Source organism: Bradyrhizobium sp. CCBAU 11434 (assembly GCF_028128895.1).
Taxonomy (GTDB): Bacteria; Pseudomonadota; Alphaproteobacteria; order Rhizobiales; family Xanthobacteraceae; genus Bradyrhizobium; species Bradyrhizobium zhengyangense.
In genome coordinates this window covers 94,686-119,025 of record NZ_LBJX01000098.1, presented here as the reverse complement: position 1 = coordinate 119,025, position 24,340 = coordinate 94,686, and the positions used below count along the sequence as shown (strand labels likewise).

The following is a 24,340-nucleotide window of genomic DNA, read 5'->3' as shown; positions in this document are numbered from 1 at the left end:
CGCCCCCGAGCATAGCTCGTGAGACGGTCAGGCTTGCGTTGTAAGGGTCCTCTCGGTCCCCTATAAAGCCGGACCGGACAATGCGGGCCGGCTTTAGTTCTAGTCCCGGTCTGCCGAGGAGAACGTCGAATGCCGTGGAAGAATCAGGGCGGTGGCCCGTGGGGCTCGGGTCCGAAAGGACCATGGGGCACAGGCCCGCAACCGGTCGGGCCGAGGCCGCCGGATCTGGAAGACCTTCTGCGGCGTGGCCAGGACCGGCTGCAGCAGATCATGCCGGGCGGCTATTTCTCCGGCATCGGCATCACCCTGATCCTGCTCATCGTCGTCGCGCTTTGGCTGTTGTCGGGCTTCTTCCGGGTGCAGTCCGAAGAGCAGGGCGTCGTGCTCCGTTTCGGCAAGCATGTGCGCACCGTGGATCCGGGCCTGAATTATCATCTGCCCTATCCGATCGAGACAGTGCTGCTGCCGAAGGCGCTGCGCGTCTCCACCATTTCCATCGGCATGACGCTGATCGACGATCCGGCCCGGCGCGGCCGCTCGATCCGCGATGTGCCTGAAGAGAGCCTGATGTTGACCGGCGACGAGAACATCGTCGACGTCGACTTCACCGTGCTGTGGCGCATCAAGCCCAACGGCGTCGGCAATTTCCTGTTCAACATCCAGAACCCCGAGGGCACCGTGAAGGCGGTGGCCGAAAGCGCGATGCGCGAGGTGATCGGCCGTTCCGACATCCAGCCGATTTTGACTGGCGCGCGGACGCAGACCGAGGCCACCGTGCAGGATTTGATGCAGAAGACGCTCGACGGTTATGGGGCCGGCATCCAGATCACCCAGGTGCAGATGCAGAAGGTTGATCCGCCGGCGCAGGTGATCGATGCGTTCCGCGATGTGCAGGCGGCCCGCGCAAATCTCGAGCAGCTGTCAAACGAAGCGCAGACCTATGCCAACAAGGTCGTGCCGGAAGCGCGCGGCAACGCGGCCAAGATCCTGCAGGCCGCCGAGGGCTACAAGGAGCAGGCGGTCGCCGAGGCGAAGGGCCAGAGCGCGCGCTTTCTGAAAGTGTACGACGAATACAAGAAGGCGCCTGAAGTGACCCGTGAACGGATCTATCTTGAGACGATGGAGCGCGTGCTCGGCGGCTCGGACAAGCTGATTTATGACGGTGGTCCGTCGGGCCAGGGCGTTGTGCCCTATTTGCCTCTCAGCGAATTGTCGGCCAAGAAGCCCACGACGCCGGGCCAGCAGCCGAGCGGAGGCACAAGATGAGGTCTCCGGTTACTGGCATTGTCGTGCTGCTTGCGGCGCTTCTGGTCGCGATCGTCGCCTACATGTCGCTGTTCACGGTGCAGCAGACCGAGCAGACCATCGTGCTGCAATTCGGCAAGCCGGTGGACGTCGTCACCGACCCCGGGCTGCACTTCAAGGCGCCCTGGAACTCCGTGATCAACATCGACAAGCGGATCCTCGACCTCGAGAATCCCTCACAGGAGGTCATTGCCTCCGACCAGAAGCGGCTCGTGGTCGATGCCTTCGCGCGCTACCGCATCAAGGATGCGCTGCGCTTCTATCAGAGCGTCGGCTCGATCCAGGCGGCGAACCTCCAGCTCACCTCGCTGTTGAACGCGGCGCTGCGCCGCGTGCTCGGCGAAGTCACGTTCATCACCGTGGTGCGTGATGAACGCGAAAAGCTGATGGGGCGCATCCGCGAGCAACTCGACCGCGAGGCTGGTGGTTACGGCATCGAGGTTGTCGACGTCCGCATTCGCCGTGCCGATCTGCCGGAACAGAATAGCCAGGCTGTCTACGACCGGATGAAGTCCGAACGCCAGCGCGAGGCGGCTGAGTTCCGAGCGCAGGGCGCCCAGAAGGCGCAGGAAATTCGCTCCAAGGCCGACCGCGATGTGACGGTGATCATTGCCGACGCGAACTCCCAGGCCGAGCAGACGCGCGGCGTTGGTGACGCCGAGCGCAACCGTCTCTTTGCCGAAGCCTATGGCAAGGATGCTGACTTCTTTGCGTTCTACCGGTCGATGACGGCCTACGAAAGTGGGTTGAAGCCGAACGATACCCGTTTCCTGCTACGGCCGGACTCGGATTTCTTCCGGTATTTTGGTAACCCGTCCGGCAAGACGTCGACCGAGACGCCGGCGAAACCGTAAGTTAGACAAGGGCGGCAGGTTTGGCCGCCCTTCGTCCAGACAAAAACAGCACCACGGGAGGTTCCAATCCGATGAGGTCCATTGCGTTCGCCGACTTCCTCATCGGCTTGGGCATCCTGTTTGTGCTGGAAGGCTTGATGTTCGCGGCAAGTCCGAACTGGATGCGCAAGGCCATGAAGAGCGCCATCGCCACGCCCGATAACATTTTGCGGGCGGTCGGGATCGGCTCGGCCGTGGCCGGCCTGATCCTGATCTGGGCGATGCGCCGTCCGATCTAGCCGCAGCGCCAACGCCAAAGTGAAGGCGAGCGGCGGGTTTTCGCCGTATTATTCGGAGCTTGAGGCCCGTTAAGCTCCGTGCTTGCGCCGTGCCCCCGTTCGAGCGCAGTCTTGACGCCGAATCCTTGTCTCTGGAGACCACAATGACCGCTGCCACCATTGTCCCGACCCGCTTGCGCCGACACGCTCGATTTGGGCTGGCCGCGCTCGCGCTCGGTGCTTTCAGCGTGTTCGGCTCGCCGGCTGAGGCACGCGGACCGGAGGGCATCGCCGACGTCGCCGAGAAGGTGATCGACGCGGTCGTCAACATCTCAACCTCGCAGACGGTCGAGGCCAAAGGCGGCGGCAGCAACACCATGCCGCAACTGCCGCCCGGCTCGCCGTTCGAGGAATTCTTCGACGACTTCTTCAAGAACCGCAAAGGTCCCGGCGGCGGCAGCAAGGGCGGCGACAATAGCCCACCGCGCAAGACCAACTCGCTCGGGTCCGGCTTCATCATCGATACGTCCGGCATCGTGGTCACCAACAACCACGTCATCGCCGATGCCGACGAGATCAACGTCATTCTCAACGACGGCACCAAGATCAAGGCCGAGCTGGTTGGCGTCGACAAGAAGACCGACCTCGCTGTCCTGAAGTTCAAGCCGCCGAAGCCGCTGATCTCGGTGAAGTTCGGCGACTCCGACAAGCTGCGTCTGGGTGACTGGGTGGTCGCTATCGGCAACCCCTTCAGCCTCGGCGGTACGGTGACGGCGGGCATCGTCTCGGCCAAGAACCGCGACATCTCCTCGGGACCCTATGACAGCTACATCCAAACCGACGCTGCCATCAATCGCGGCAACTCCGGTGGTCCGCTGTTCAACCTCGAAGGCGACGTCATCGGCGTCAACACGCTGATCATCTCGCCCTCCGGGGGCTCGATCGGCATCGGCTTCGCCGTGCCGTCGAAGACTGTTGCGGGCGTGGTCGATCAGCTCCGCCAGTTCGGCGAACTACGCCGCGGCTGGCTGGGCGTGCGCATCCAGAGCGTCACTGACGAGATCGCCGAGAGCCTCAACATCAAGCCGGCGCGCGGTGCATTGGTTGCCGGCGTCGATGACAAGGGCCCCGCCAAGCCCGCCGGCATCGAGCCCGGCGACGTCGTCGTCAAGTTCGACGGCAAGGACGTCAAGGATCCGAAGGATCTCTCCCGCGTCGTCGCCGACACCGCGGTCGGCAAGGAAGTCGACGTCGTCGTCATCCGCAAGGGCGAGGAGCAGACCAGGAAGGTTACGCTCGGCCGCCTGCAGGATCCCGACAAGGTGCAGGCCGCAGTAAAGACCGACGAGCCGCCGCCGGAGAAGCTGGTGACGCAGAAGGCGCTCGGCCTCGACCTCGCCGTGCTGAACAAGGATCTGCGCGCGCGCTACAAGATCAAGGACAGCGTCAAGGGTGTGGTCGTCACCAATGTCGACGCCACTTCGGATGCCGCCGAGAAGCGGCTCTCCGCGGGAGATGTCATCGTCGAAGTCGCACAGGAAGCGGTCTCGAGCGGCGAGGACATCCAGAAGCGGATCGACCAGCTCAAGAAGGACGGCAAGAAGTCCGTGCTGCTGCTGGTGTCCAATGGCGACGGCGAATTGCGCTTCGTGGCACTGAGCGTGCAGTAGGAGCGCGGTTCGCTCTACTCTCAACTGTCGTGCCCCCGCGAAGGCGGGGCATCCAGTACGCCGCGGCTTCTCGGTTTTTAGCACTGCGGCCTCTCGAATACTGGATCACCTGCCTTCGCGGTGATGACAGCGGAGAGGAGGCTATCCCTCCACAAATTCCTCCCGCCGATATCCTTGCGCATAAAGCAGCGCGGTGAGATCGCCATGGTCGATCCGTGCCGCGGCGGCAGCCGCCACCGCCGGCTTGGCGTGGTATGCCACGCCCAGGCCCGCCGCCTGGATCATCGCAAGATCATTGGCGCCGTCGCCGACGACGACCGAGTCGATGTCGTCGAGATCGAACGACTCCATCAGATCCACCAGCGTCGCAAGCTTCGCCGCACGACCTAAAATCGGCTCCTTCACCTCACCGGTGAACTTGCCGTCGCGCACGACGAGCTCGTTGGCGCGGTTCTCCTGGAAGCCGATCCTGGCGGCGACCGCGCTTGTGAACAGCGTGAAGCCGCCGGAGACGAGGCAGGTATAGGCGCCGTGAGCGCGCATGGTCGCGACCAACTCGCGGCCGCCCGGGGTCAGCGTGATGCGCTTGGCGAGCACCTCGTCGACGACGCTGGCGGGGAGGTCCTTCAGCAGCGCGACGCGCTCCCGCAGTGCTGGCTCGAACTCGATCTCGCCGCGCATCGCACGTTCGGTGATGGCAGCGACGTGAGCCTTCATCCCGACCAGATCGGCGAGCTCGTCGATGCATTCCTGGCCAATCATGGTGGAATCCATGTCGGCGAGAAAAAGCTTCTTGCGCCTGACACCGACAGGCTGCACCACGATGTCGATGGGCAGATCGCCGCGCAGCTCGCGGAGCCGCTCTTCGATGGCGTGACGGTCGCCTTCGAGGTTACTGTCGGCGCCAAAGGGGATGTCGACCGCAACCCCGTCGAACAGCCAGTGTGCGGGCGCTGCGCTGGGCAGCACGGCGCGGGCGCCATCGACGATGGTAGAGTCGAGCGCGGGATTATTGGGGTTGCAGATCAGCGTGGCGACGAGGGACATTTGAGGTTTTCGTGAGCGAGAGGCAAGTCGGCAGAAGGCCTATTGGCAAGGCCGTGCTTATCGCAGGCCCGACCGCCAGCGGCAAGTCGGCGCTGGCGCTCGAGCTTGCCTTCAGTGCAGGAGGGGTCGTGATTAATGCCGATTCCATGCAGGTCTATCGTGACCTCCGCGTCATCACGGCACGTCCCACGCGCGACGAAGAGGCACAGGTGCCGCATCGGCTCTACGGCCATGTCGATGCGGCCGTGAATTTTTCAGCCGGCGCCTGGGTGAGCGACGCCACGAAGGTGCTCGACGAGGTGCGGGCCGAAGGGCGCTTGCCGATCGTCATCGGCGGCACGGGCCTGTACTTCAAGGCGCTGACTGCGGGCCTTTCGGTGGTACCGCCGATCCCCGCGGAGGTGCGCGAGGGCGTGCGCGCGCGGCTGGAGCGGAACGGCGTCGAGGCGCTGCATGCGGAACTGGCGCGCCACGATCCGCGCGCGGCCGAGCGATTGAACCTGCGCGACCGCACCAGGATTGCGCGTGCACTCGAGGTGATCGAGGCGACCGGGCGTTCGCTGCTGGACTGGCACCATGAGGGCCAGCCGCCGCTGCTGCCCAAAGGCGGCTTTCGGGCAGTGTTCCTCGCGCCCGAGCGTGACGAGCTCTATGCCCGCATCGACGCCCGCTTCGACGCCATGCTGCGCGCCGGCGCCCTCGAAGAGGTCGAGCAGCTCGCCGCCCGTAGCCTCGATCCGCTGCTGCCGGCGATGAAGGCCCACGGCGTGCCGGCGCTGATCCGGCATTTGCGCGGCGAGCTCAGTCTGGAGGAGGCCGCCACGATCGGCCGGGCCGATACCCGCCACTACGCCAAGCGGCAATTCACCTGGTTCAGGCACCAATTGCCTGAATTCGAGTGGGTGAAGCCGACGGAGGCGAGGGGCTGGCTGACGGCCGCCACCCATGGGGCCCGGGAACCCGATTGACGTGCTTTTGTGCGCGGGTTCCCGAATTTACTTCTCGCCGAACCCCGGGAACGCGGTTACACTGCCTAAATCGCGCGGAAGTGGCCGCTTTGCCTTGACATCGAGGCTTTGGTCGTTATGTTTCGCGCAACCTTTGGGAAGCCGAGCGCCTGCCATGCGTAACATTATTACCAAGCTCCTTATCGCCGTCGTACCCAGGCACACCGCCGGGGATGGCTAGCTGCCATCCACATGACAGGCGGTGTGCAGGGTCCCTCTTCGGGGCCTTTTTTATTTCCCGAACCCGACACGAACGAAGCCGCTGACAACAGCGCATCCGGAGCAAGCCAATGAGCGACAAGAGCCACGATCCGAACCAGATGACCGGCGCAGCGATGATCGTCCGCGCGCTCATCGATCATGGCGTGACCGACATTTTCGGCTATCCGGGCGGCGCGGTGCTTCCGATCTATGACGAGATCTTCCAGCAGAGCGAGGTCCAGCACATCCTGGTCCGCCACGAGCAGGGCGCCGGCCATGCCGCCGAGGGCTACGCGCGCTCAACCGGCAAGCCTGGCGTTGCGCTGGTGACGTCGGGACCCGGCGCCACCAACATGGTGACGCCGCTGACCGATGCGCTGATGGATTCGATCCCGCTGGTCTGCATCTCCGGACAGGTGCCGACGCACCTGATCGGCAACGACGCGTTCCAGGAGTGCGACACCGTCGGCATCACGCGCCCCTGCACCAAGCACAATTGGCTGGTGCGCGACGTCAACGATCTCGCCAAGGTGCTGCACGAAGCCTTCTACGTCGCGACCACGGGTCGTCCGGGCCCGGTGTTGGTCGACGTTCCCAAGGACGTGCAGTTCGCGACCGGCACCTATCATCCGCCGCGCAAATCCGACGTGCACCGCTCCTACGCGCCGCGCGTGAAGGGCGATGCGACGCAGATCCGCAAGGCAGTGTCGCTGCTCGCGGGTGCCAAGCGCCCAGTGATCTACAGCGGCGGCGGCGTGATCAATTCCGGCCCCGAGGCGACGAAGCTGCTGCGCGAACTGGTCGAGGTCACGGGTTTTCCGATCACCTCGACGCTGATGGGCCTCGGCGCCTATCCGGCGTCGGGCAAGAACTGGCTCGGCATGCTGGGCATGCACGGCACCTACGAGGCCAACATGACGATGCATGATTGCGACGTCATGTTGTGCGTCGGCGCGCGCTTCGACGACCGCATCACTGGCCGTGTGGATGCGTTCTCGCCGAACTCGAAGAAGATCCACATCGACATCGACCCGTCCTCGATCAACAAGAACATCCGCGTCGACGTGCCGATCATCGGCGACTGCGGCAACGTCCTCGGCGACATCCTCCAGGTGTTCAAGGCCGAGGCGAAGAAGCCCGACATCAAGAGCTGGTGGCAGCAGATCGCGCAATGGCGCGCGCGCAACTCGCTCTATTACAAGAAGAGCAACGACATCATCCTGCCGCAGCACGCGATCCAGAGCCTGTTCGAGGCCACGCGCGGCAAGGACACCTACATCACGACCGAGGTCGGTCAGCACCAGATGTGGGCGGCGCAGTTCTTCGGCTTCGAGGAGCCGCATCGCTGGATGACGTCGGGCGGTCTCGGCACGATGGGCTACGGCCTGCCGGCCGCGGTTGGCGTGCAGGTCGCGCACCCGGATAGCCTCGTCATCGACATCGCGGGCGATGCCTCGGTGCAGATGACGATGCAGGAGATGTCGACGGCGGTTCAGTACGAGTTGCCAATCAAGATCTTCATCCTGAACAACCAGTACATGGGCATGGTGCGGCAGTGGCAGCAGTTGCTCCACGGCAACCGGCTGTCGCACTCCTATTCGGAGGCGCTGCCTGATTTCGTCAAGCTCGCCGAAGCCTATGGTGCCGTCGGTCTCCAGGTGCACAAGCCTGCTGATCTCGATGGCGCCATCAAGGAGATGATCTCGGTCAAGCGCCCGGTGCTGTTCGACTGCCGTGTCGCCGCGCTGGAAAACTGCTTCCCGATGATCCCCTCCGGCAAGGCGCACAACGAGATGCTGCTGCCCGAGCAGGCCAACGACGAAGCCACGGCCAAGGCGTTTGCCGGCGGCAAGGCGCTGGTGTGACGTCATGTTCGACCTGACGGAGCTCGAGCGCGCACATGCGGTCGTGGGGCAGGCGGTGCCGGCGACGCCGGCGTATGCCTGGCCGCTGCTCGCTGGGCGCCTCGGCACAGAGGTCGTCGTGAAGCACGAGAACCATACGCCGATCGGCGCCTTCAAGGTGCGGGGTGGGCTGGTCTATCTCGATCGTCTGAAGCGCGAGCGACCGAACACGCCGGGCATCATCTCGGCGACGCGCGGCAATCATGGCCAGAGCCTGGCCTTTGCCGCGGGCCGTCATGGCGTGCCGGCCGTGATCTATGTACCGCGCGGCAATTCGGTCGAGAAGAACCGGGCGATGAAGGCCTTTGGCGCTGAACTCGTCGAGCATGGCGAGGACTTTCAGGCTGCGCGTGAGGAAGCCGAACGCCGCGCGCAGTTCGCCGGACTTCACATGGTGCCGTCGTTCCATCGTGATCTGGTGCTGGGTGTCGCGACCTACGCGCTCGAACTGTTCCGCTCCGCGCCGGATCTGGACATTCTCTACGTGCCGATCGGGCAGGGCTCCGGCATCTGCGGCTGCATCATGGCGCGCGACCTTCTTGGCCTGAAGACGGAGATCGTCGGCGTGCAGTCGACGGAAGCGCCGTCCTATGCGCTCTCGTTTGCCGCTGGCAAGATCGTGACCACCGAGACTGCCAACACGCGCGCCGACGGCATGGCGACCCGTATTCCGGATGCGGATGCGTTCGCGCTGATCCGCAAGGGCGCCTCGCGGATCGTCCAGGTGACCGACGAAGAGGTCGCTGCCGCGATCCGAGCCTACTGGACTGACACGCACAATCTCGCCGAAGGCGCGGGCGCGGCCGCGCTAGCCGCGGCGATGCAGGACAAGAACAAGCTGAAGGGCAAGCGCGTCGGTCTCGTGCTGTCCGGCGGCAATATCGATTTCGATCTGTTCCGCCGTTGGGTCGGGACGGACGCGCCAAGCAAAGCGTTGGGCAAGGCGTGAGGACGAGACAAGAGGGGACGACAATGAACCAGCCCGCATCCGCCTACTTCATCGAAGAGCGCCACGATCCCAACGAGACGCACACGCTCGCGGTGCTCGTCCAGAACGAGCCGGGCGTGCTCGCGCGCGTCATCGGCCTGTTCTCGGGCCGCGGCTATAACATCGAGAGCCTCACGGTCTCGGAGACCGAGGCCCAGAAGCACCTCTCGCGCATCACCATCGTCACCACGGGCACGCCCATGGTGATCGCGCAGATCAAGCATCAGCTCGACCGCATGATCCCGGTCTACCAGGTCGTCGACATGACCCAGACCCGCCGCTCGATCGAGCGCGAGCTGGCGATGGTGAAGGTGCGCGGGCAAGGCGAGCATCGCGTCGAGTCGCTCAGGCTGGCAGATGCGTTCCGTGCCCGCGTGATCGACGCCACCACCGAGAGCTTTGTGTTCGAGATCACGGGCAATACCGACAAGATCAACCAGTTTATCGACCTGATGCGCCCGCTCGGCCTTGTCGAGGTGTCGCGCACCGGTGTTGCCGCGATCGGTCGCGGGCCTGAGGGGATGTGAACCATGCTGGCGCGCGACTGGTACTATAACGAGCGGAACCGGATGGGCATCGAGCCCGCGGTGGCGTCGATCTACGACGCCCACGACGATGCCGATCTGCGGGCGCGCGCCGCACTGAAGATGCTGGGAGTCCAGCGCGGCTGGCGTATCGCCGACATCGGCTGCGGCAACGGCGTTCTCGCCACCGAAGCGGCGCTGATGGGCGCCGAGGTCGACGCCATCGACATCTCGCCGGCGATGTTGGCGCTTGCCGAGATCTATGCGCGCGACCGCAAGGCGCCCGTGCGCACGCAGTCCGCCGGCTTGCTCAGCTTCGCCTACCGACCGGAATCCTACGATCTGATCGTGAGCGAATTCACGCTGCATCATCTGCCCGATTTCTGGAAGGTCGTGGCGATGTCGCGGATCTTTCGCGCGCTCAGGCCCGGTGCGAGCTTTTATCTGCGCGATATCGTCTATGTCTCGATGCCGGATGCGGTCGAGCGCGATGTCGAGCAGTGGGCCGACTACCAGATCAAGAACCACGATTTCTCCAGGGAGAGCGTGGTGACGCATATGCGCGACGAATATTCCACCTTCGGCTGGGTGATGGAGCGGATGCTGACCGATGTCGGCTTCATGCTGGTCTCGGCCGACTATCACGCGCCGATGCACGGTACTTATCTCTTACGTAAACCGAAAGCCGGCGAGCAAGGCTAGACGAGAAGAACAAGCAGGGCTGCACGACAGGGCAGAACCGGAAACAACAATGAAGCCGGCCGACATTCTCATCGCCCTCATGGTGGCGATCATCTGGGGGCTTGCCTTCGTGGCGAGCCGGATTGCGCTCGACGAGTTTTCACCAGAGCTGATGACGGCGATGCGCTTTTCCATTGCCGCGCTGCCGTGTCTGTTCATTCCGAAGCCGAAGGTCGCCTGGTCGTTGCTGATCGCGATCAGTTTTACGCTGTTTCTGGGGCAGTTCCTGAGCCAGGCTTACGGCATCGCCCATGGCGTGCCGGTGGGGCTGACCTCCGTCGTTGTGCAGAGCCAGGCGCTGTTCACGATCGGTTTTGCTGCGGTCGCCTTCGGTGAACGGCCGACCGCGATGCAGGCGCTCGGCATAGCCATTGCCGCAGCCGGTCTGCTGATGATCTGCGGCACTGTCGGCTATGATTTTAGCATCGGCGCTTTTGCGGTGCTGATGATCTCGCCGATCTGCTTTGCGATCGGTAACCTCCTGCTGCGCGGCGCCCGCGGGGCACCGATGTTCGACCTGTTCGCGTGGCTGTGCCTCACGGCCGCCGTGCCGCTGCTCGCGCTCGCGCTCGTCGTCAACGGGCCGGTCCCGACCTTCCACTCGCTGATCCACATGTCGCTGACGGGCCTGATCTGCCTACTGGTGATCGGCGCCGTTTCCACCAGCATCGCCTATTGGCTGTGGGGCCGGTTGCTGCGGGACTATCCCGCCGCGCAAGTGGTCCCGTTTGCGCTGCTGGTGCCGTTTGTTGGCTCGGCGGCGTCGAGCATTGTGTTCGGCGAGCGGTTTGGGCCGCTGCGCCTCGCCGGGATGCTGACCGTGATCGCTGGCATTGCGGTGATGGTGCTGGTCAGGCGGCTGCAGCCGCTTTCGAAGACCGCGTGAGGTGATGATGGCCAACTCGCTGTTCTATGCCTTTCTCGCCTTCATGGTGGTGATGTATTTCACGCCGGGGCCGAACAACATCATGCTGTTATCCTCAGGCCTGACGTATGGCTTCCGCCGCACCATTCCGCATATCGTCGGCATCGTCCTCGGCTTTGCCTTCATGGTCGCTGCGGTGGGTCTCGGCCTCGGCACTGTGTTCCTGGCCTATCCGATCCTCCAGACCATCCTGAAATATGCCGGCGCCGCTTACCTGATTTACCTCGCGGCCGCGATCGCGTTCTCCGGCCCGGCCAAGCCGGGCGAGGCAGACGTCCGCGGCCCAATGACCTTCTGGGGCGCGGCGATGTTCCAATGGATCAATGCCAAGGGCTGGGTGATCGTGATCGGCACCATCACCGCCTATGCGGCCATTGCCCGGTTTCCGGTCAATATCGCGATCCAGACCCTGATCAGTCTCCTGGTCGGCACCGTCTCCACCGTGGTCTGGGCGTTCTTCGGCACTGCATTACGGCCGGTGCTGACCTCGGAGCGGCTGGTCCGGGCCTTCAATATCCTGATGGCGCTCCTGCTGCTCGCCTCCCTCTACCCCGTTTTCATGGATGCATGATGTCGCGGACTTCCATGCAGAAACGGGTTTCCCTCAGGGGCCGAAATGCTCTAGACAGCCCCCGAAATCCGCAAATTCCACCCTTCGGACACCGACCATCGGCCGATTTCCGGCCCTCAACGAGGAAACGACTATGCGTGTTTATTACGATCGCGACGCCGACCTGAACCTGATCAAGGGGAAGAAGGTCGCCATCGTCGGCTATGGCAGCCAGGGCCACGCCCATGCGCTCAATCTGAAGGACTCCGGCGTCAAGGACGTCGCCATTGCGCTTCGCAAGGACTCGAGCTCGGTCAAGAAGGCGGAAGCCGCCGGCTTCAAGGTGATGGAAGTCGCCGAAGCCGCCAAATGGGCCGACCTCGTCATGATGCTGACCCCGGACGAGCTCCAGGGCGACATCTATCGCGAGCACCTGCAAGACAACATGAAGAAGGGCGCGGCCCTGGTGTTCGCGCACGGCCTCAACGTCCACTTCAACCTGCTCGACCCGCGCGCCGACCTCGACGTGCTGATGATCGCGCCGAAGGGCCCCGGCCACACGGTGCGCTCGGAATATCAGCGCGGCGGCGGCGTGCCCTGCCTGATTGCGATCGCCAAGGACGTCTCGGGCAATGCCCATGACCTCGGCCTGTCCTACGCCTCCGCTGTCGGCGGCGGCCGCGCCGGCATCATCGAGACCACCTTCAAGGAAGAGTGCGAGACCGACCTGTTCGGCGAGCAGGTCGTGCTCTGCGGCGGCCTGGTCGAGCTGATCAAGGGCGGCTACGAGACCCTGGTCGAAGCCGGCTACGCCCCGGAGATGGCCTATTTCGAGTGCCTGCACGAAGTAAAGCTGATCGTCGACCTGATCTATGAAGGCGGCATCGCCAACATGAACTACTCGATCTCCAACACCGCCGAGTATGGCGAGTACGTCACCGGTCCGCGCATCGTGACCGCTGAGACCAAGGCCGAGATGAAGCGCGTTCTCGCCGACATCCAGGGCGGTAAGTTCGCCCGCGACTGGATGCTCGAGAACAAGGTCAACCAGACCTCGTTCAAGGCCACCCGCGCCAAGCTTGCCGCGCACCCGATCGAGGAAGTCGGCGCCAAGCTGCGCGACATGATGCCCTGGATCAAGAAGGGCGCGCTGGTCGACAAGTCGAAGAACTAAGGCCTGCGTGCCCCGGATGCAGCGCAGCGCTCAAGCGGTGCGCTGCTGATCCGAGGCCCATTGCCGCTTCTGGCTCGGGCTCTGCGCTTGTCCGGGACAAGAGCGAAAGCACAAGCTTCACTCGTCAAACCAAATCTTAAACCTTCGCGGTTATATCTGAGCGAGATCGCAAACAGCGGTCTCGCTCATTTCATCTCGCGCGAAGCATTGCTGCTTCATTCAAATTCTTCGCGAGTTGAAGTGCTTCCAGAGAGTCAAGAACTGACGGTTAAACCACATTCTTGTGTTTGCGTCGTTTCTCCAAGATTTTTTCAGAACTCGTAATCACCAAAAGCGCTGTGTCCTCAGAGTCTAGGACTCGGCTCTTCATCTGTGCTCTCAAGTCATCATCAGCAGCAATTTGCGACGCTCGCACGCTGCTTCATCTTAAGAACGGACACCCGATACGGCTTCTTGCAAGCCGTGCTCTCAGCTCGCAGCGATGGTTTGCCCGCGCGGGTGGCGCGCCATTGCGATCATCCGCAACGCCATCACTGCGAGCAGCGGAATGAGGAACGCCAGGTAGGCCGGCATGGCCGGTACGCGCTTGCCGAACGACACCACGAACTGGAACAAGAGATAGTAGCCGCCGACGAGGTGCAGCGTGCGCCAGGCGCGCGGTCCGATCAGTGCGGCCGTACGATCGAACGAGGTCGCGCTCATGGCAATGATTATGGCATAGCCGACGCCGCCGAAGATGTAGGAGGCCGGCGAGGTGGCTTCCGCGAAGCCTGCCGGATCCATCCTGGCGAAGACGATGATCGCTACCGCATGGATGGCGTGGGAGACCGCAAAGCTCAAGCCGAGATATCGGCGGTTGCGGCGTTGCCAGCGCGTCCAGGCGTTGGGCCAGAGCCGGGCCAGCGCCGCAGCACTGAAAGCCAGGCAGAACAGCAGCAGCGAGCTGCGCGCCGTGAAGCGGATCACCATGCGGACGCCCTCGACCTCGAACTGTCGCATTGAGGCGATCCAGAGGCTCAAGGCGAGCAGGCTTAGCGTGAGCACGGCGAGCAGCCGCCAGCCCTCGAACCAGTTGTGACGTTGCGACATCGTGGTGGTCCTCCATTATGTAATCATCGATTACATTTCGGGGTGACGCGATCGTCAACGGTGTAATCGCTGCTTACATTCACGTTCGGGTGATGCTAGGAAGCTGTATGCCCGCCCGTCAGACCTCCAAGCCCCGGATTTCCAAGCCCCGCGCCCGTCGCCAGACACCCGAAACCCGGCCCTATCACCACGGTGACCTCCGCCGTGTGTTGATCGATGCTGCGTTGCAACTGGCTGCCGAGGGTGCCGAAGTCTCCGTACGCGAGGCCGCGCGCCGTGCCGCCGTGTCGCCCGGAGCGCCATTCCGGCACTTTCCCAACCGCGACGCCTTGATGGCCGCGGTGGCTGAGGAGGCGCAGCGGCGCTTTCGCGTCGAGATCGAGGCCGCGCTGGCGGAAGCGAGCTCCATTGACCCGCTGGCGCGCTTCCGCGCCTTCGGCATCGCCTATGTGCGCTGGGCGATGCACAACCCTGCGCATTTCGAGATCATCTCCACGGGACGCTATTTCGCGTATGGCAGCTCGGCCGAATTGATCCGCGACAATGCCGAGCTCGTCGCACTGTCCGAGCGGATGTTGGCGGAGGCAGCCTCGCAGGGTCTGCTACGTTCCCCGGATCTGAAACGCATCCTGATCGCCGGCCGCGCTCTGATCTACGGCTTTGCCCGGATGAACCTCGACGGCCATTTCCCGCGCTGGGGTGTGGAGGAAGGCGAGATCGAGCGGATGGCAGAGGGGGTGATCGATCTGTTCATCGCAGGGATCGCCAAGGGCTAGGTCGTGCAGGTGCGGCCCTTCGCCACCCGCTAACATTAAGCGAAGGTCGGATCGTCGCGCGCGTTGCCTGTCCGTGACCGTTCCGTTACAGTTTTGTGACACGGTGCAGCCGGCTGCGCCGGGTGCCCTGGCGGTCTCGAGGCCGGCCAACAGGCTTGGCATCACCACGCCGGACCCAAGTTCAGCGTGTCGTCGATGGCGTCCGCGTCCAATCCTGGTCCTTCTGCCACCCCCGCCGTCCTGGCGAGCGTCGCCGCGCTCGGCATCTGGCGGCTGCTTGCGGTGGCCGCGCCGCATGTCGCTGCGCTTGCGCTGATGTATGAGACCGAGACCGATTTCGGCTCGCGTCTGTCCTTCCTGCTCGCTTGGGGCATTCTCAATTTTTTCTGGATCGCGCTGCTCCGCCGGCCGGCGCTGTCAGGCGCATTGTCGCTCACGATGGTCGTGGTGTTGGTGCTGTTGTCCCGGCTCAAGCACGACGTCGTGCAGATGACCGTCAACTTCATCGACCTGATGATGATCGATCGCGACACGGTCGCGTTCCTGTTCACGATCTTCCCGAATTTGCGCTGGTCGGTGATCGGGGCTGGCCTTGTTACGCTGCCCCTGATGTACGCGTTGTGGTGGCTCGATCCGTTCCGCATCCGCCGCCTTCCGGCGCTCGCCTGCAAGCTCGCCTGTCTCGCCGCCCTGGTCTTCTATTCCGCCTATCATCCTGACGAAGCCTGGCGCGGCTATTACGACGACGGCTATCTCTCGAAATTCTTCCGCTCCGGCGTTACTGCGGTCTCGGATTTCGTGGAGTACGGCTTCATGGAGTCGGCCGCCGCGACCAATGAACGGCTCAATATGCCGCTGGTCGACGCCTGCCACCCGGCCGGCCGCCGGCCGAACATCATCATGATCCATGATGAATCGAGCTTCGACATCCGCGCCGCGCAGGGCATCAAGGTGCCGCCGGGCTATGGCAGCCACTTCAAATCCTGGGACGGCAAGGAGCGCACCTTCCTGGCTGAAAGCAATGGCGGGCCAAGCTGGTTCACCGAATACAATGTGCTGGCGGGTCTGTCTTCGCGCTCGTTTGGCCGCTTCGCCTATTTCGTGACGCGCATTGCGTCAGGGCGCGTCGAACGCGGCCTCCCGCTCGGCTTGCGCCGTTGCGGCTACGAGACGATGTCGCTCTATCCGGCCTATGGCGGCTTCATGGGCGCGCGCAGCTTCCAACTGACGACCGGCGTCGAGCGCTTCCTCGACTCTCATGATCTCGGCGCGAAAGACGTCGAGCCGGACAGCTTCTTCTACGACAAGGCGCTGCGGCTGATGGGCGAGCGCACGCCGAACAAGCCGCTATTCATCTTCATCTATCTCGGCGCCAATCACTTCCCCTGGGAGACGCGCTTCCGCCCCGACCTGCTGCCGAACTGGCGTGCACCGGGCAACGTGGCGTCCATCGATGAATACCTGCGCCGGCAGGCGATGAGCGCCGAGCAATACAAGGCCTTCCTCGCGGGCTTGCAGAAGAATTTTCCTGGCGAGCCCTTCCTGATCGTGCGCTATGGCGATCACCAACCTGAATTTGCGCCCAACCTGCTCGAGCCGGGGCTCGACGAAGGCGCGATCGGCAAGAAGCTCGACGCCTACGATCCGCGTCTCTATGCGACCTATTACGCAATCGACGCGGTCAATTTCGAGCCGGTCAAGAGCGAGGCCGTGATGGACACGATCGACGGCCCCTATCTGCCGCTGGTCATCCAGGAAGCCGCCGGTATTCCGCTCGACCCGTCCTTCGCGGAGCAGAAACAGATCATGCTCCGCTGCAATGGGATCTTTTACGGCTGCAAGGACGGCGCCGAGGCGCGGCGGCTGAACCGGCTGCTGATCAACGCCGGGATGATCCATGGGCTTTGAGGCCGGACGTCCCGCTTGAGCCGGGCTCGGCCGACTGCTAACATTCCGGCATTCAATATCTTGCGGATTTTGCGATGGTCATGCGTCTGCTGTCGCCGCAATTTCTTGTGCTATGGGCCTTCATCGGCTCGACGTTCGCGGTCCATTTCCGCGGACGCGTGCGGCTGGGATTTTGGCGTCAGCTGTCAGATCACTCGACCCTGATGGCGCCGTACAATGTCCTGATGTACATGTTTTCTGCGGTGCCGAACCGACCGATCCTCGATGTCGGAATGGTTCCGGAACTCCTCATCTTGCGCCAGAACTGGCAGATAATCCGTGAGGAGGCGCAGCAACTTTTTGCGCAGGGCGCCATCAAGGCAGCCGACAGGTACAATGATTGGGGCTTTAATTCCTTCTTCCGTACAGGCTGGAAGCGTTTTTACCTGAAGTGGTACGAAGAGCCGCTGCCGTCGGCCGTCGTCAATTGTCCGAAGACGGTGGCGCTGCTCGACGCCATTCCGATCATCAAGGGCGCGATGTTTGCGAACCTTCCGCCTGGCGGTCGGCTGGTGCAGCATCGCGATCCCTATGCCGGGTCGCTACGCTATCACCTCGGCCTCCAAGTGCCGACGTCGCCGGGCGAGTGCCGCATCTTCATCGACGGCGAGCCTTATGTCTGGCACGACGGCGAAGATTTGCTCTTTGACGAGACCTATCTGCACTATGCCGAGAACACGACCGGCGATGATCGCCTGATCCTGTTCTGCGACGTCGAGCGGCCACTCAAGACGCGCGCCATGATCTCCGTCAACCGCTGGGTCTCCAGGCACATCATCAGTGAAAGCGCGACGCAGAATGTGGAGGGCGAGCGCGTCGGCTGGATCAACCGCGTCTTCGCCTATGCCTATCAGGTGCGGCTGCTCGGCAAGCGGATGAAGGCCTGGAACAGGCGTGTGTACTATGTCGTGAAGTATCTGCTGATCGGTGGCGTCATCGCGGCCTTTCTGGCGACGGCGTTCGCGTGAAAGCATCGTATTACGATGTTGTAATCTTTCGAGCGCGCACGCAGTTCAAACTAAAGTCTGAGCCGAACATGGCCGAAATCACCGACTTGTAATTGGCGGGCCGCTTCGTTTCCAAAACTTCGTCACGATTGTTTCCATCATCCGTCACGCCGCAACTCAGTCGTTCCGGGGTCGCGGTGCCCGATCCGATTCAACTTTCCTTGCAGGAGTATCGTCCATGCGAGCGCTTGATGCTGCGCGTCTTGCATTTGCCCTCATGTTGCTCGGTTCGTCCGCTTATGCGGCCGAGCCGGTGCACGACATCAAGGGCCTCTACCTCATGACCGACTATCCGGCGGTCACGGTGCGGCCGGGGACCACGACCAATGTGTCGCTGCGGCTGCAGGACTACGGCCTCGCGCCGGAGCGCTATCAGCTTTCGGTCACCGGCGCACCGAGCGGCTGGACCGCGACATTGTTGGGCGGCGGCCAGCCGGTCGGTGCGGCGATGCCGGCGCCCGATGGCAGTGTCGCGCTCCAGCTTCGGCTCGACATCCCGGCCACCAGCGATCTCACCGCACATACGCTCACGGTCAGGGCCGAGGGGCAGGGCACCAACGCCGAACTTCCCATCGCCGTGTCGCTCGCCAAGGAGCTGCCCGCCAAGCTGACCTTGAAGTCCAGCCTGCCGTCGCTGCGGGGCAGTCCGAAATCGAATTTCGACTATACGCTCTCGATCAAGAACGACTCGGGCCGCAACGTCGTCGCTAGCTTCGCTGCCGATGCGCCCGCCAATTTCGAAACCTCATTCACCGAAGCCTATGGCACGCAGGAGCTGTCCTCGATCCCGATCGATGCCGGTCAATCCAAGGACATCAAGCTGAAGGTGCGGCCACCCAGCTCGACCGCTGCCGGCCATTTTCCAGTGAAGGTGACGGTTAAGGCGGGCGACGCCTCAGCCACGACCGAGCTTGCGCTCGACGTGGTCGGCGAGCCGCAGCTCCAGATCTCCGGCCGCGATGGCCTGTTGAGCGCGCGCGCCGTCGCGGGCAAGCAGAGCTCGATTCCGATCGTCGTGAGCAACAGTGGGACGGCGCCGGCCGAGAATATCACGCTGGCCGCCACGGCGCCGAACGGATGGAAGGTGACATTCGAGCCCGCGACGATCGATCGTCTCGTGCCAGGCAAGGACAGCGAAGTCCAGGCGCTGCTCACACCGAGCGACAAGTCGCTGGCCGGCGATTATCAGGCCAATATCCGCGCCACCTCGAAGGGTGAAGCCGCTTCGAGCCAATTCCGCATCACAGTCGGCACCTCGACCGTATGGGGTATGGCCGGCGCCGGCGTCATCGGCGTCGCGTTGCTGTTGATGCTTGGGGCCGTTGCGAGGTTCGGGCGGCGATGAACGAGCAGCAGACGCAAACCATGCCTCCTCCTGTCATCCACGCACGCGGCCTCACAAGGCGCTACGGCGACACGGCGGTGGTCGACGGCATCGACCTCGACATTGTCAGGGGCGAGGTGTTCGGCCTGCTCGGCCCGAACGGTGCCGGCAAGACCACGACTATTCTGATGATGCTCGGTCTCACCGAGATATCGTCGGGTGAGATCAGCATGCTCGGATTCAATCCGGCCCGCGAGCCGCTCAAGGTCAAGCGCCGCGTCGGCTATCTGCCGGATGCCGTGGGCTTCTATGACCAGCTCACGGCGGCGGAGAATCTCGCCTACACCGGCAAGCTGATGGGGCTCGCTCGCGCGGAGCGTGCGGGCAGGATCGAGCAGGCGCTGCGGCGTGTCGGGCTGATCGACGTCGCCTCGAAGCGGGTCGCCACCTTCTCGCGCGGCATGCGACAGCGGCTGGGCCTTGCCGAGATCATCATGAAGCGCGCCGAGATCGCGATCCTGGACGAGCCGACATCGGGCCTCGATCCGCAAGCGACCCAGGAGTTTCTGGGGCTGATCGGAGAGCTCAAGGCCGAAGGCATCACAGTGCTGCTGTCGTCCCATATGCTCGACCAGGTGCAGCGCATCTGCGATCGCGTCGCCTTGTTCAAGGCCGGTCATATCGTGCTGGTGGGGGCGGTGCCGGAGCTTGCGATCAAGGTGCTGGGCGCTGGCTTTGTCGTGGAGGTCGAGGCTGAAGGGCTGGGTATCGCCAGGCGGCTCGCCATGATTCCCGGCGTCACCCACGTCGAGACGCTCTCCGCCGATCGCTTCCGGATGACTGCGGAGCGTGACGTGCGAGCGGATGCCGCGCGCGCCGTGGTCGCGGTTGACGGCGCCCTGCGCAGACTGTCCGTCGACGAGCCGAGCCTCGAGGCGATCTATGCACGCTATTTCCAGGACCAGCCCGCGGGAGGCGTTCGTCATGCGGCGTGAGGGATCACCGTTCCAGGGAATGTCGACCGTCTTCGTCAAGGAGCTGGCCGACCATATCTCCAGCGTCCGGATGTTGATGCTGCAGCTCCTGATCGTCTTCACGGCACTTGCCGCCCTGTACGAAGCCATCAACAGCCTCAGGCAAAATACCGCCGAGGATCCGTTCCTGCTGCTGCGACTCTTCACGATCGACCAGGCGCCGTTGCCGTCCTTTGTCGCCATCCTCGGCTTCCTCATTCCCCTGATGGCGATTGGACTCGGCTTCGACGCGGTCAATGGCGAGCACAACAGGCGAACCTTGTCGCGCATCCTGGCGCAGCCGATTTATCGCGATGCCTTGCTGATGGGGAAGTTCCTTGCGGCGCTCGCCACCATCGGTATCAGCCTTGCCGCCCTGTGGCTGCTGGTGATCGGCCTCGGCCTGATCTTCCTCGGCGTGCCGCCCGGCGGCGAGGAGGTCGCGCGATCGCTGGTGTTCCTGGTTGTGGCGATCTTCTATGCGGGTGTCTGGCTATCGCTGGCGATGCTGCTGTCCACGGTGTTCCGCTCGGCTGCTACCGCGGCCCTGGTCTCGCTGGGCGTCTGGCTATTCCTGACAATACTCTGGCCGATGCTGGCCCCAGCCCTGGCACAGGTGGTCGCGCCCCCTGACCCGCGCTATGCGCTGCTCGGCCTGAACGATCCGGCGACTGCAGTGTGGGCGCAGGAGCTGTTGCGGCTATCGCCGAACGATCTGTTTGAAGAAGCGATGCTGGCGGTGCTGTCGCCGACGACCCGCTCACTCGGACCGGTGTTCCTCGATCAGCTCCGTGGTGCCGTTATGGGCGCGCCGCTGCCGTTCGGCGAAAGCGTCATGCTCGCCTGGCCGCAGACCGTCGGTCTCGTCGCCGGCACCATCGTCCTGTTCGCATTCAGCTATGTGCTGTTTCAGCGGCAGGAGGTGAGGGCGTGAGCTGATTGCGCTTTGCCCTCTCGTCCTCCAGGAGAGGGCAGGAGGGGGTGGCCGAAAGTCCCCTGCGGCTGCCCCCTCAACTCTGCCTACCGTCCCCCATCCTGTCGCAGAGCCAGTTTGCCGCATCCATGGTACATTGCTCGCGCCGTCCTCCGAACGAGGGACGCGACGAGAGGCGAGGCCGGCTAATGGAGGCGCTCGATAGAACCGCAAACGAGAGGAGGAGTCATTGGCAATTTCCGTCAAACAGATGTTGGAGGCTGCCAACGCCGTCGTGACCAAGATCACGCCGGCCCAGGCGAAGGAGATGATCGGCAAGGGCAACACGCTCGTGCTCGACGTGCGCGATGCGCCGGAGGTTGAAAAGAGCGGCAAGATTCACGGCGCGGTGAACGTCTCGCGCGGCATGCTGGAGTTTCGCGCTGATCCGGAATCGCCGTATCACGACAAGGCTTTTGCCAAGGAGAAGACCGTGATTCTTTATTGTGCCTCAGGCGGTCGTTCCGCCTTGGCCGGCAAGATGCTCAAGGACATGGGCTACGCCCACGTCTACAATGTCGGCGCCTTCAAGGATTGGGTCGACGCCGGCGGTGCAATCGAGAAGCCGGTCATATAGCAAGCGGCGGTGTGGGAGCGTGCCGGGCGTTGCGCTTAGGAATATCCTAGCGCCCGCCGACCTTCTCCCACAGCCACTTCGCCACGGCATCCGGCGAGGAATTCGCATCGTTGCCGCTGGTGCGCAGGTTTGCTTCGCGCATGGTGGAGATGTCGATCTTGCCGAGCAGTGGGCTCAGTGCCGCCTTGAGCCGCTCGTCGCCGGCGCGCTTCGGTGCGAGCAGCAGGATCGCATCATAGGGCGGAATCGCCTGCTTGGGATCGTCGAGCGCCACCAGATCGTATTTCGCGATCAGGCCGTCGCTGGTGTAGCCTGCGATCACGTCGACCTCACCGCTGGCCACGGCCGCATACATGAAGTCCGGCTGCATCTGGCGCTGCGCGCTGAACTGAAGACCATAGGCCTTCTGCAGCGCCGCCCATTCCGGTCGTGAGAAGAACTCGTAGTCGCCGGCGATCGACATTGTCGACGTATGCGCGGCCAGATCGGCGATGGTGTGGATGCCAAGCGCGTCGGCCCGCTTCTTCGGCATCACCAGCGCATAGGCATTCTCGAAACCGAGCTCGCCGAGCAGGGTGATGTTGTCCTTGGCGAGGGCCGTCTTCAACTCCGCCACCAGCTCTGCGCGCGGCTTGATGTCGGTGCGGTGCAACTGATTGGCCCAGAGCGTGCCGGAATAATCGACATAGAGATCGATATCCCCGGCCTTCAACGCCCCGAAGACCACGCTCGAGCCGAGACCGGACCGTGCTGTAGCGGTGAGACCGGCCGCCTGGAGGCGATCTCGAAGCAGGGCCGAGAGCACATATTGCTCGGCAAAGGTCTTCGCGCCGACAACGTAGCCGGACGACGAACGCCCCATTGTCGGCACCAGCGTTGCCGCAACCAGCGCAGCGATCCCGGTCGCGCCGAGCGCCGTACGCAGGCGGCCGCGCTGACGCAGGCCACTCTCGATCAGGCCCAGCAGCTGATCGACCGCGAGCGCCAGCAGCGCTGAAGCGAAACAACCGAACAGAACGAACACCCAGTTTTGGGTCTGGAGCCCGGCAAAGATGTAATTGCCGAGGCTGGTTTGTCCGATCGGCGTCGACAGTGTCGCGGTGCCGATTACCCACACCGCGGCGGTGCGGATGCCGGCCATCATCACCGGCAACGCCAGCGGCAGCTCGACCATGACGAGCGATTGTCGCGCCGTCATGCCGACGCCCTTGGCGGCTTCGATCAATGCGGGATCGATCCCGTTCAGCCCGGTGATCCCGTTGCGCAGCACCGGCAGCATCGAATAGAGCGCCAACGCCAGCATCGCCGGCAGGAAGCCGAACGCGGAGAACGAAACGCCGAACCATTTCAGTGTCACGGAGGCGGCGAGCAGCAGCAGCGGATAGAACAGGGCGAGCAGTGCGAGCCCTGGCACGGTCTGCACGATACTCGCGACGGCGAGCAGGATGGCGCGCGGCGCCGGACGATTGCGTGTCAGGATCGCGAGCGGCAGGCTGACAACGAGGCCGAGCGCGAGCGCGGCGAGGCTCACCCGCACATGATTGCCGAGATAGTCGGGCAAATGCGACAGCGCCTCGCCCCAGCGCGGATCATTGAAGAGGCTCATGCCGCACCGCCCTGTGGCAGCAGCGCGTTCAGCCGTTCAACCTGGCGCCGCGGCGTGCGCAGCAATTCCAGCACATAGGCGTCGGTGCTCGCTGACAGCTCTGCCGGCGTACCCTGCGCGAGCAGCCTTCCGCCGCGCATCACCGCGATTCGGTCGGCGAGCAAGATCGCCTCCGTCATGTCGTGCGTGATCATCACGGTGGTCAGGCCGAGCTTGCGGTGCAGCTCGCGAAAATCCTCGCCGAGGGCGTCGCGAGTGAGGGGATCGAGCGCGCCGAACGGCTCGTCCATCAGCATGATGCGCGGCTTGGCTGCCAGTGCCCGCGCCACGCCAACGCGCTGGCGCTGGCCGCCCGAGAGCGCTTCCGGCAGCCGGTCGCGATGGGAGGCACGGTCGAGCTGCATCAGCTCGATCAATTCGTCGACGCGCGCGGCAATATCGGTTGCCGGCGCGCCGAGCAGTTTTGGCGTGATCCCGATATTGTCGGCGACGCTCAAATGCGGAAACAGGCCGCCGCTCTGGAAGACGTAGCCGATCCGGCGCCGCAGCGCGACCGGATCGATGTCTTGCACGTTCCCGCCCTCGATCGTGATGGTCCCGTCATCGGCCTCGATCAGCCGGTTGGCGAGCCGCAGCAGCGTCGTCTTGCCCGAGCCCGAGCCGCCCACGACGGCCAGAAACTCGCCCTCGGCGATGTCGAGCGACACATCCTCGACGGCCCTGAGGGGACCGAAGCTCTTGCTGACGTTTCGGTAGCTGATCGCCGGCTTGGAAGGCATCGCTGGTGGGCTCGCTGTTCTCTTACCCTCCCCCTCCAGGGAGGGTGAGAGCAGGGCCAGCCCCATGCGTAGCACGCTTGGCCGCTTGATTGAACTTGGTCG

23 protein-coding genes are annotated in these 24,340 nt (G+C 63.8%); 19 read left to right on the top strand and 4 right to left on the bottom strand.

The genetic code is table 11. The features are described 5' to 3' along the window. Positions 1 to 129 precede the first annotated feature (129 nt). The 4 genes from hflK (at position 130) to XI06_RS29870 (ending at position 4,086) form a co-directional block, all read left to right on the top strand. Positions 130 to 1,266 (top strand): FtsH protease activity modulator HflK, encoded by a 1,137-nt coding sequence (gene hflK, locus XI06_RS29885; protein WP_237866111.1) that lies wholly within the window; start codon positions 130 to 132, stop codon positions 1,264 to 1,266. Beyond that, a complete protein-coding gene (gene hflC, locus XI06_RS29880; protein ID WP_237866110.1) occupies positions 1,263 to 2,159 on the top strand; it encodes a protease modulator HflC in 897 nt (298 codons plus the stop codon). The genes hflK and hflC overlap by 4 nt, the downstream gene beginning before the upstream one ends. Positions 2,160 to 2,230: 71 nt before the next feature. Further along, positions 2,231 to 2,437, top strand: coding sequence for a DUF2065 domain-containing protein (locus XI06_RS29875; RefSeq protein ID WP_128950366.1), 207 nt, complete (start codon positions 2,231 to 2,233; stop codon positions 2,435 to 2,437). A 143-nt stretch (positions 2,438 to 2,580) separates the two neighbouring features. After that, on the top strand, positions 2,581 to 4,086 hold the full coding sequence (locus tag XI06_RS29870) for a Do family serine endopeptidase (protein ID WP_237866109.1): 1,506 nt from the start codon (positions 2,581 to 2,583) through the stop codon (positions 4,084 to 4,086). Positions 4,087 to 4,227: 141 nt separating this feature from the next. Here XI06_RS29870 and serB read toward each other — a convergent pair whose 3' ends face one another. Further along, positions 4,228 to 5,133: a phosphoserine phosphatase SerB gene (serB, locus tag XI06_RS29865; protein ID WP_237866108.1), complete on the bottom strand. Its 906-nt coding sequence runs from the start codon at positions 5,131 to 5,133 to the stop codon at positions 4,228 to 4,230. 11 nt (positions 5,134 to 5,144) lie between these two features. Here serB and miaA point away from each other — a divergent pair, with 11 nt between their 5' ends. The 8 genes from miaA to ilvC all read left to right on the top strand — a co-directional run bounded on the left by miaA (position 5,145) and on the right by ilvC (position 13,147). Next, positions 5,145 to 6,101, top strand: a complete 957-nt coding sequence (miaA, locus tag XI06_RS29860) for a tRNA (adenosine(37)-N6)-dimethylallyltransferase MiaA (protein WP_271607101.1) — start codon at positions 5,145 to 5,147, stop codon at positions 6,099 to 6,101. 329 nt (positions 6,102 to 6,430) lie between these two features. Then, positions 6,431 to 8,206 (top strand): acetolactate synthase 3 large subunit, encoded by a 1,776-nt coding sequence (locus tag XI06_RS29855; RefSeq protein WP_237871256.1) that lies wholly within the window; start codon positions 6,431 to 6,433, stop codon positions 8,204 to 8,206. A 4-nt stretch (positions 8,207 to 8,210) separates the two neighbouring features. Next, positions 8,211 to 9,194, top strand: a complete 984-nt coding sequence (locus XI06_RS29850; RefSeq protein WP_237866105.1) for a threonine dehydratase — start codon at positions 8,211 to 8,213, stop codon at positions 9,192 to 9,194. 23 nt (positions 9,195 to 9,217) lie between these two features. Further along, positions 9,218 to 9,760, top strand: coding sequence for an acetolactate synthase small subunit (ilvN, locus tag XI06_RS29845; RefSeq protein WP_092228367.1), 543 nt, complete (start codon positions 9,218 to 9,220; stop codon positions 9,758 to 9,760). Between the two features lie 3 nt (positions 9,761 to 9,763). Beyond that, positions 9,764 to 10,459, top strand: a complete 696-nt coding sequence (locus XI06_RS29840) for a class I SAM-dependent methyltransferase (protein ID WP_237866104.1) — start codon at positions 9,764 to 9,766, stop codon at positions 10,457 to 10,459. Between the two features lie 49 nt (positions 10,460 to 10,508). Beyond that, entirely contained in the window at positions 10,509 to 11,384 is an 876-nt protein-coding gene (locus XI06_RS29835) for an EamA family transporter (protein ID WP_237866103.1), read from the top strand. Positions 11,385 to 11,391: 7 nt separating this feature from the next. Beyond that, positions 11,392 to 11,994: a LysE family translocator gene (locus XI06_RS29830; RefSeq protein ID WP_237866102.1), complete on the top strand. Its 603-nt coding sequence runs from the start codon at positions 11,392 to 11,394 to the stop codon at positions 11,992 to 11,994. 133 nt (positions 11,995 to 12,127) lie between these two features. Continuing rightward, on the top strand, positions 12,128 to 13,147 hold the full coding sequence (ilvC, locus tag XI06_RS29825; RefSeq protein WP_237866101.1) for a ketol-acid reductoisomerase: 1,020 nt from the start codon (positions 12,128 to 12,130) through the stop codon (positions 13,145 to 13,147). A 468-nt stretch (positions 13,148 to 13,615) separates the two neighbouring features. Here ilvC and XI06_RS29820 read toward each other — a convergent pair whose 3' ends face one another. After that, entirely contained in the window at positions 13,616 to 14,236 is a 621-nt protein-coding gene (locus tag XI06_RS29820; RefSeq protein WP_271607100.1) for a hypothetical protein, read from the bottom strand. 107 nt (positions 14,237 to 14,343) lie between these two features. Here XI06_RS29820 and XI06_RS29815 point away from each other — a divergent pair, with 107 nt between their 5' ends. The 7 genes from XI06_RS29815 (at position 14,344) to XI06_RS29785 (ending at position 21,853) form a co-directional block, all read left to right on the top strand. Further along, positions 14,344 to 15,012: a TetR/AcrR family transcriptional regulator gene (locus XI06_RS29815; RefSeq protein WP_237866099.1), complete on the top strand. Its 669-nt coding sequence runs from the start codon at positions 14,344 to 14,346 to the stop codon at positions 15,010 to 15,012. A gap of 195 nt (positions 15,013 to 15,207) precedes the next feature. Next, positions 15,208 to 16,920, top strand: coding sequence for a sulfatase-like hydrolase/transferase (locus tag XI06_RS29810; protein ID WP_271607099.1), 1,713 nt, complete (start codon positions 15,208 to 15,210; stop codon positions 16,918 to 16,920). Between the two features lie 74 nt (positions 16,921 to 16,994). After that, positions 16,995 to 17,927 (top strand): aspartyl/asparaginyl beta-hydroxylase domain-containing protein, encoded by a 933-nt coding sequence (locus tag XI06_RS29805; RefSeq protein ID WP_271607098.1) that lies wholly within the window; start codon positions 16,995 to 16,997, stop codon positions 17,925 to 17,927. A 217-nt stretch (positions 17,928 to 18,144) separates the two neighbouring features. After that, the gene (locus XI06_RS29800; RefSeq protein ID WP_271607097.1) at positions 18,145 to 19,311 is read left to right on the top strand and encodes a COG1470 family protein; all 1,167 of its coding nucleotides are present in this window, start codon (positions 18,145 to 18,147) and stop codon (positions 19,309 to 19,311) included. A 20-nt stretch (positions 19,312 to 19,331) separates the two neighbouring features. Continuing rightward, positions 19,332 to 20,285 carry an ABC transporter ATP-binding protein gene (locus XI06_RS29795; protein WP_271607096.1) on the top strand — a complete coding sequence of 318 codons (954 nt, stop codon included), beginning with the start codon at positions 19,332 to 19,334 and terminating at the stop codon, positions 20,283 to 20,285. Beyond that, positions 20,275 to 21,237: an ABC transporter permease gene (locus XI06_RS29790; protein WP_271607095.1), complete on the top strand. Its 963-nt coding sequence runs from the start codon at positions 20,275 to 20,277 to the stop codon at positions 21,235 to 21,237. The genes XI06_RS29795 and XI06_RS29790 overlap by 11 nt, the downstream gene beginning before the upstream one ends. 229 nt (positions 21,238 to 21,466) lie before the next feature. Then, positions 21,467 to 21,853 (top strand): rhodanese-like domain-containing protein, encoded by a 387-nt coding sequence (locus tag XI06_RS29785; protein WP_237866093.1) that lies wholly within the window; start codon positions 21,467 to 21,469, stop codon positions 21,851 to 21,853. Between the two features lie 46 nt (positions 21,854 to 21,899). Here XI06_RS29785 and XI06_RS29780 read toward each other — a convergent pair whose 3' ends face one another. Then, positions 21,900 to 23,459, bottom strand: a complete 1,560-nt coding sequence (locus XI06_RS29780; RefSeq protein WP_237871236.1) for an ABC transporter permease/substrate-binding protein — start codon at positions 23,457 to 23,459, stop codon at positions 21,900 to 21,902. Then, a complete protein-coding gene (locus XI06_RS29775; RefSeq protein ID WP_237866091.1) occupies positions 23,456 to 24,238 on the bottom strand; it encodes an ATP-binding cassette domain-containing protein in 783 nt (260 codons plus the stop codon). The genes XI06_RS29780 and XI06_RS29775 overlap by 4 nt, the downstream gene beginning before the upstream one ends. Positions 24,239 to 24,340 lie beyond the last annotated feature (102 nt).

What these genes read in the sequence shown, in the direction of transcription:
- hflK (WP_237866111.1), top strand. Translation starts at nt 130, where the DNA reads ATGCCGTGGAAGAATCAGGGCGGTGGCCCGTGGGGCTCGGGTCCGAAA.
- hflC (WP_237866110.1), top strand. Translation starts at nt 1,263, where the DNA reads ATGAGGTCTCCGGTTACTGGCATTGTCGTGCTGCTTGCGGCGCTTCTG.
- XI06_RS29875 (WP_128950366.1), top strand. Translation starts at nt 2,231, where the DNA reads ATGAGGTCCATTGCGTTCGCCGACTTCCTCATCGGCTTGGGCATCCTG.
- XI06_RS29870 (WP_237866109.1), top strand. Translation starts at nt 2,581, where the DNA reads ATGACCGCTGCCACCATTGTCCCGACCCGCTTGCGCCGACACGCTCGA.
- serB (WP_237866108.1), bottom strand. Translation starts at nt 5,133, where the DNA reads ATGTCCCTCGTCGCCACGCTGATCTGCAACCCCAATAATCCCGCGCTC.
- XI06_RS29855 (WP_237871256.1), top strand. Translation starts at nt 6,431, where the DNA reads ATGAGCGACAAGAGCCACGATCCGAACCAGATGACCGGCGCAGCGATG.
- XI06_RS29850 (WP_237866105.1), top strand. Translation starts at nt 8,211, where the DNA reads ATGTTCGACCTGACGGAGCTCGAGCGCGCACATGCGGTCGTGGGGCAG.
- ilvN (WP_092228367.1), top strand. Translation starts at nt 9,218, where the DNA reads ATGAACCAGCCCGCATCCGCCTACTTCATCGAAGAGCGCCACGATCCC.
- XI06_RS29840 (WP_237866104.1), top strand. Translation starts at nt 9,764, where the DNA reads ATGCTGGCGCGCGACTGGTACTATAACGAGCGGAACCGGATGGGCATC.
- XI06_RS29835 (WP_237866103.1), top strand. Translation starts at nt 10,509, where the DNA reads ATGAAGCCGGCCGACATTCTCATCGCCCTCATGGTGGCGATCATCTGG.
- XI06_RS29830 (WP_237866102.1), top strand. Translation starts at nt 11,392, where the DNA reads ATGGCCAACTCGCTGTTCTATGCCTTTCTCGCCTTCATGGTGGTGATG.
- ilvC (WP_237866101.1), top strand. Translation starts at nt 12,128, where the DNA reads ATGCGTGTTTATTACGATCGCGACGCCGACCTGAACCTGATCAAGGGG.
- XI06_RS29820 (WP_271607100.1), bottom strand. Translation starts at nt 14,236, where the DNA reads ATGTCGCAACGTCACAACTGGTTCGAGGGCTGGCGGCTGCTCGCCGTG.
- XI06_RS29815 (WP_237866099.1), top strand. Translation starts at nt 14,344, where the DNA reads ATGCCCGCCCGTCAGACCTCCAAGCCCCGGATTTCCAAGCCCCGCGCC.
- XI06_RS29810 (WP_271607099.1), top strand. Translation starts at nt 15,208, where the DNA reads ATGGCGTCCGCGTCCAATCCTGGTCCTTCTGCCACCCCCGCCGTCCTG.
- XI06_RS29805 (WP_271607098.1), top strand. Translation starts at nt 16,995, where the DNA reads ATGGTCATGCGTCTGCTGTCGCCGCAATTTCTTGTGCTATGGGCCTTC.
- XI06_RS29800 (WP_271607097.1), top strand. Translation starts at nt 18,145, where the DNA reads ATGCGAGCGCTTGATGCTGCGCGTCTTGCATTTGCCCTCATGTTGCTC.
- XI06_RS29795 (WP_271607096.1), top strand. Translation starts at nt 19,332, where the DNA reads ATGCCTCCTCCTGTCATCCACGCACGCGGCCTCACAAGGCGCTACGGC.
- XI06_RS29790 (WP_271607095.1), top strand. Translation starts at nt 20,275, where the DNA reads ATGCGGCGTGAGGGATCACCGTTCCAGGGAATGTCGACCGTCTTCGTC.
- XI06_RS29780 (WP_237871236.1), bottom strand. Translation starts at nt 23,459, where the DNA reads ATGAGCCTCTTCAATGATCCGCGCTGGGGCGAGGCGCTGTCGCATTTG.
- XI06_RS29775 (WP_237866091.1), bottom strand. Translation starts at nt 24,238, where the DNA reads ATGCCTTCCAAGCCGGCGATCAGCTACCGAAACGTCAGCAAGAGCTTC.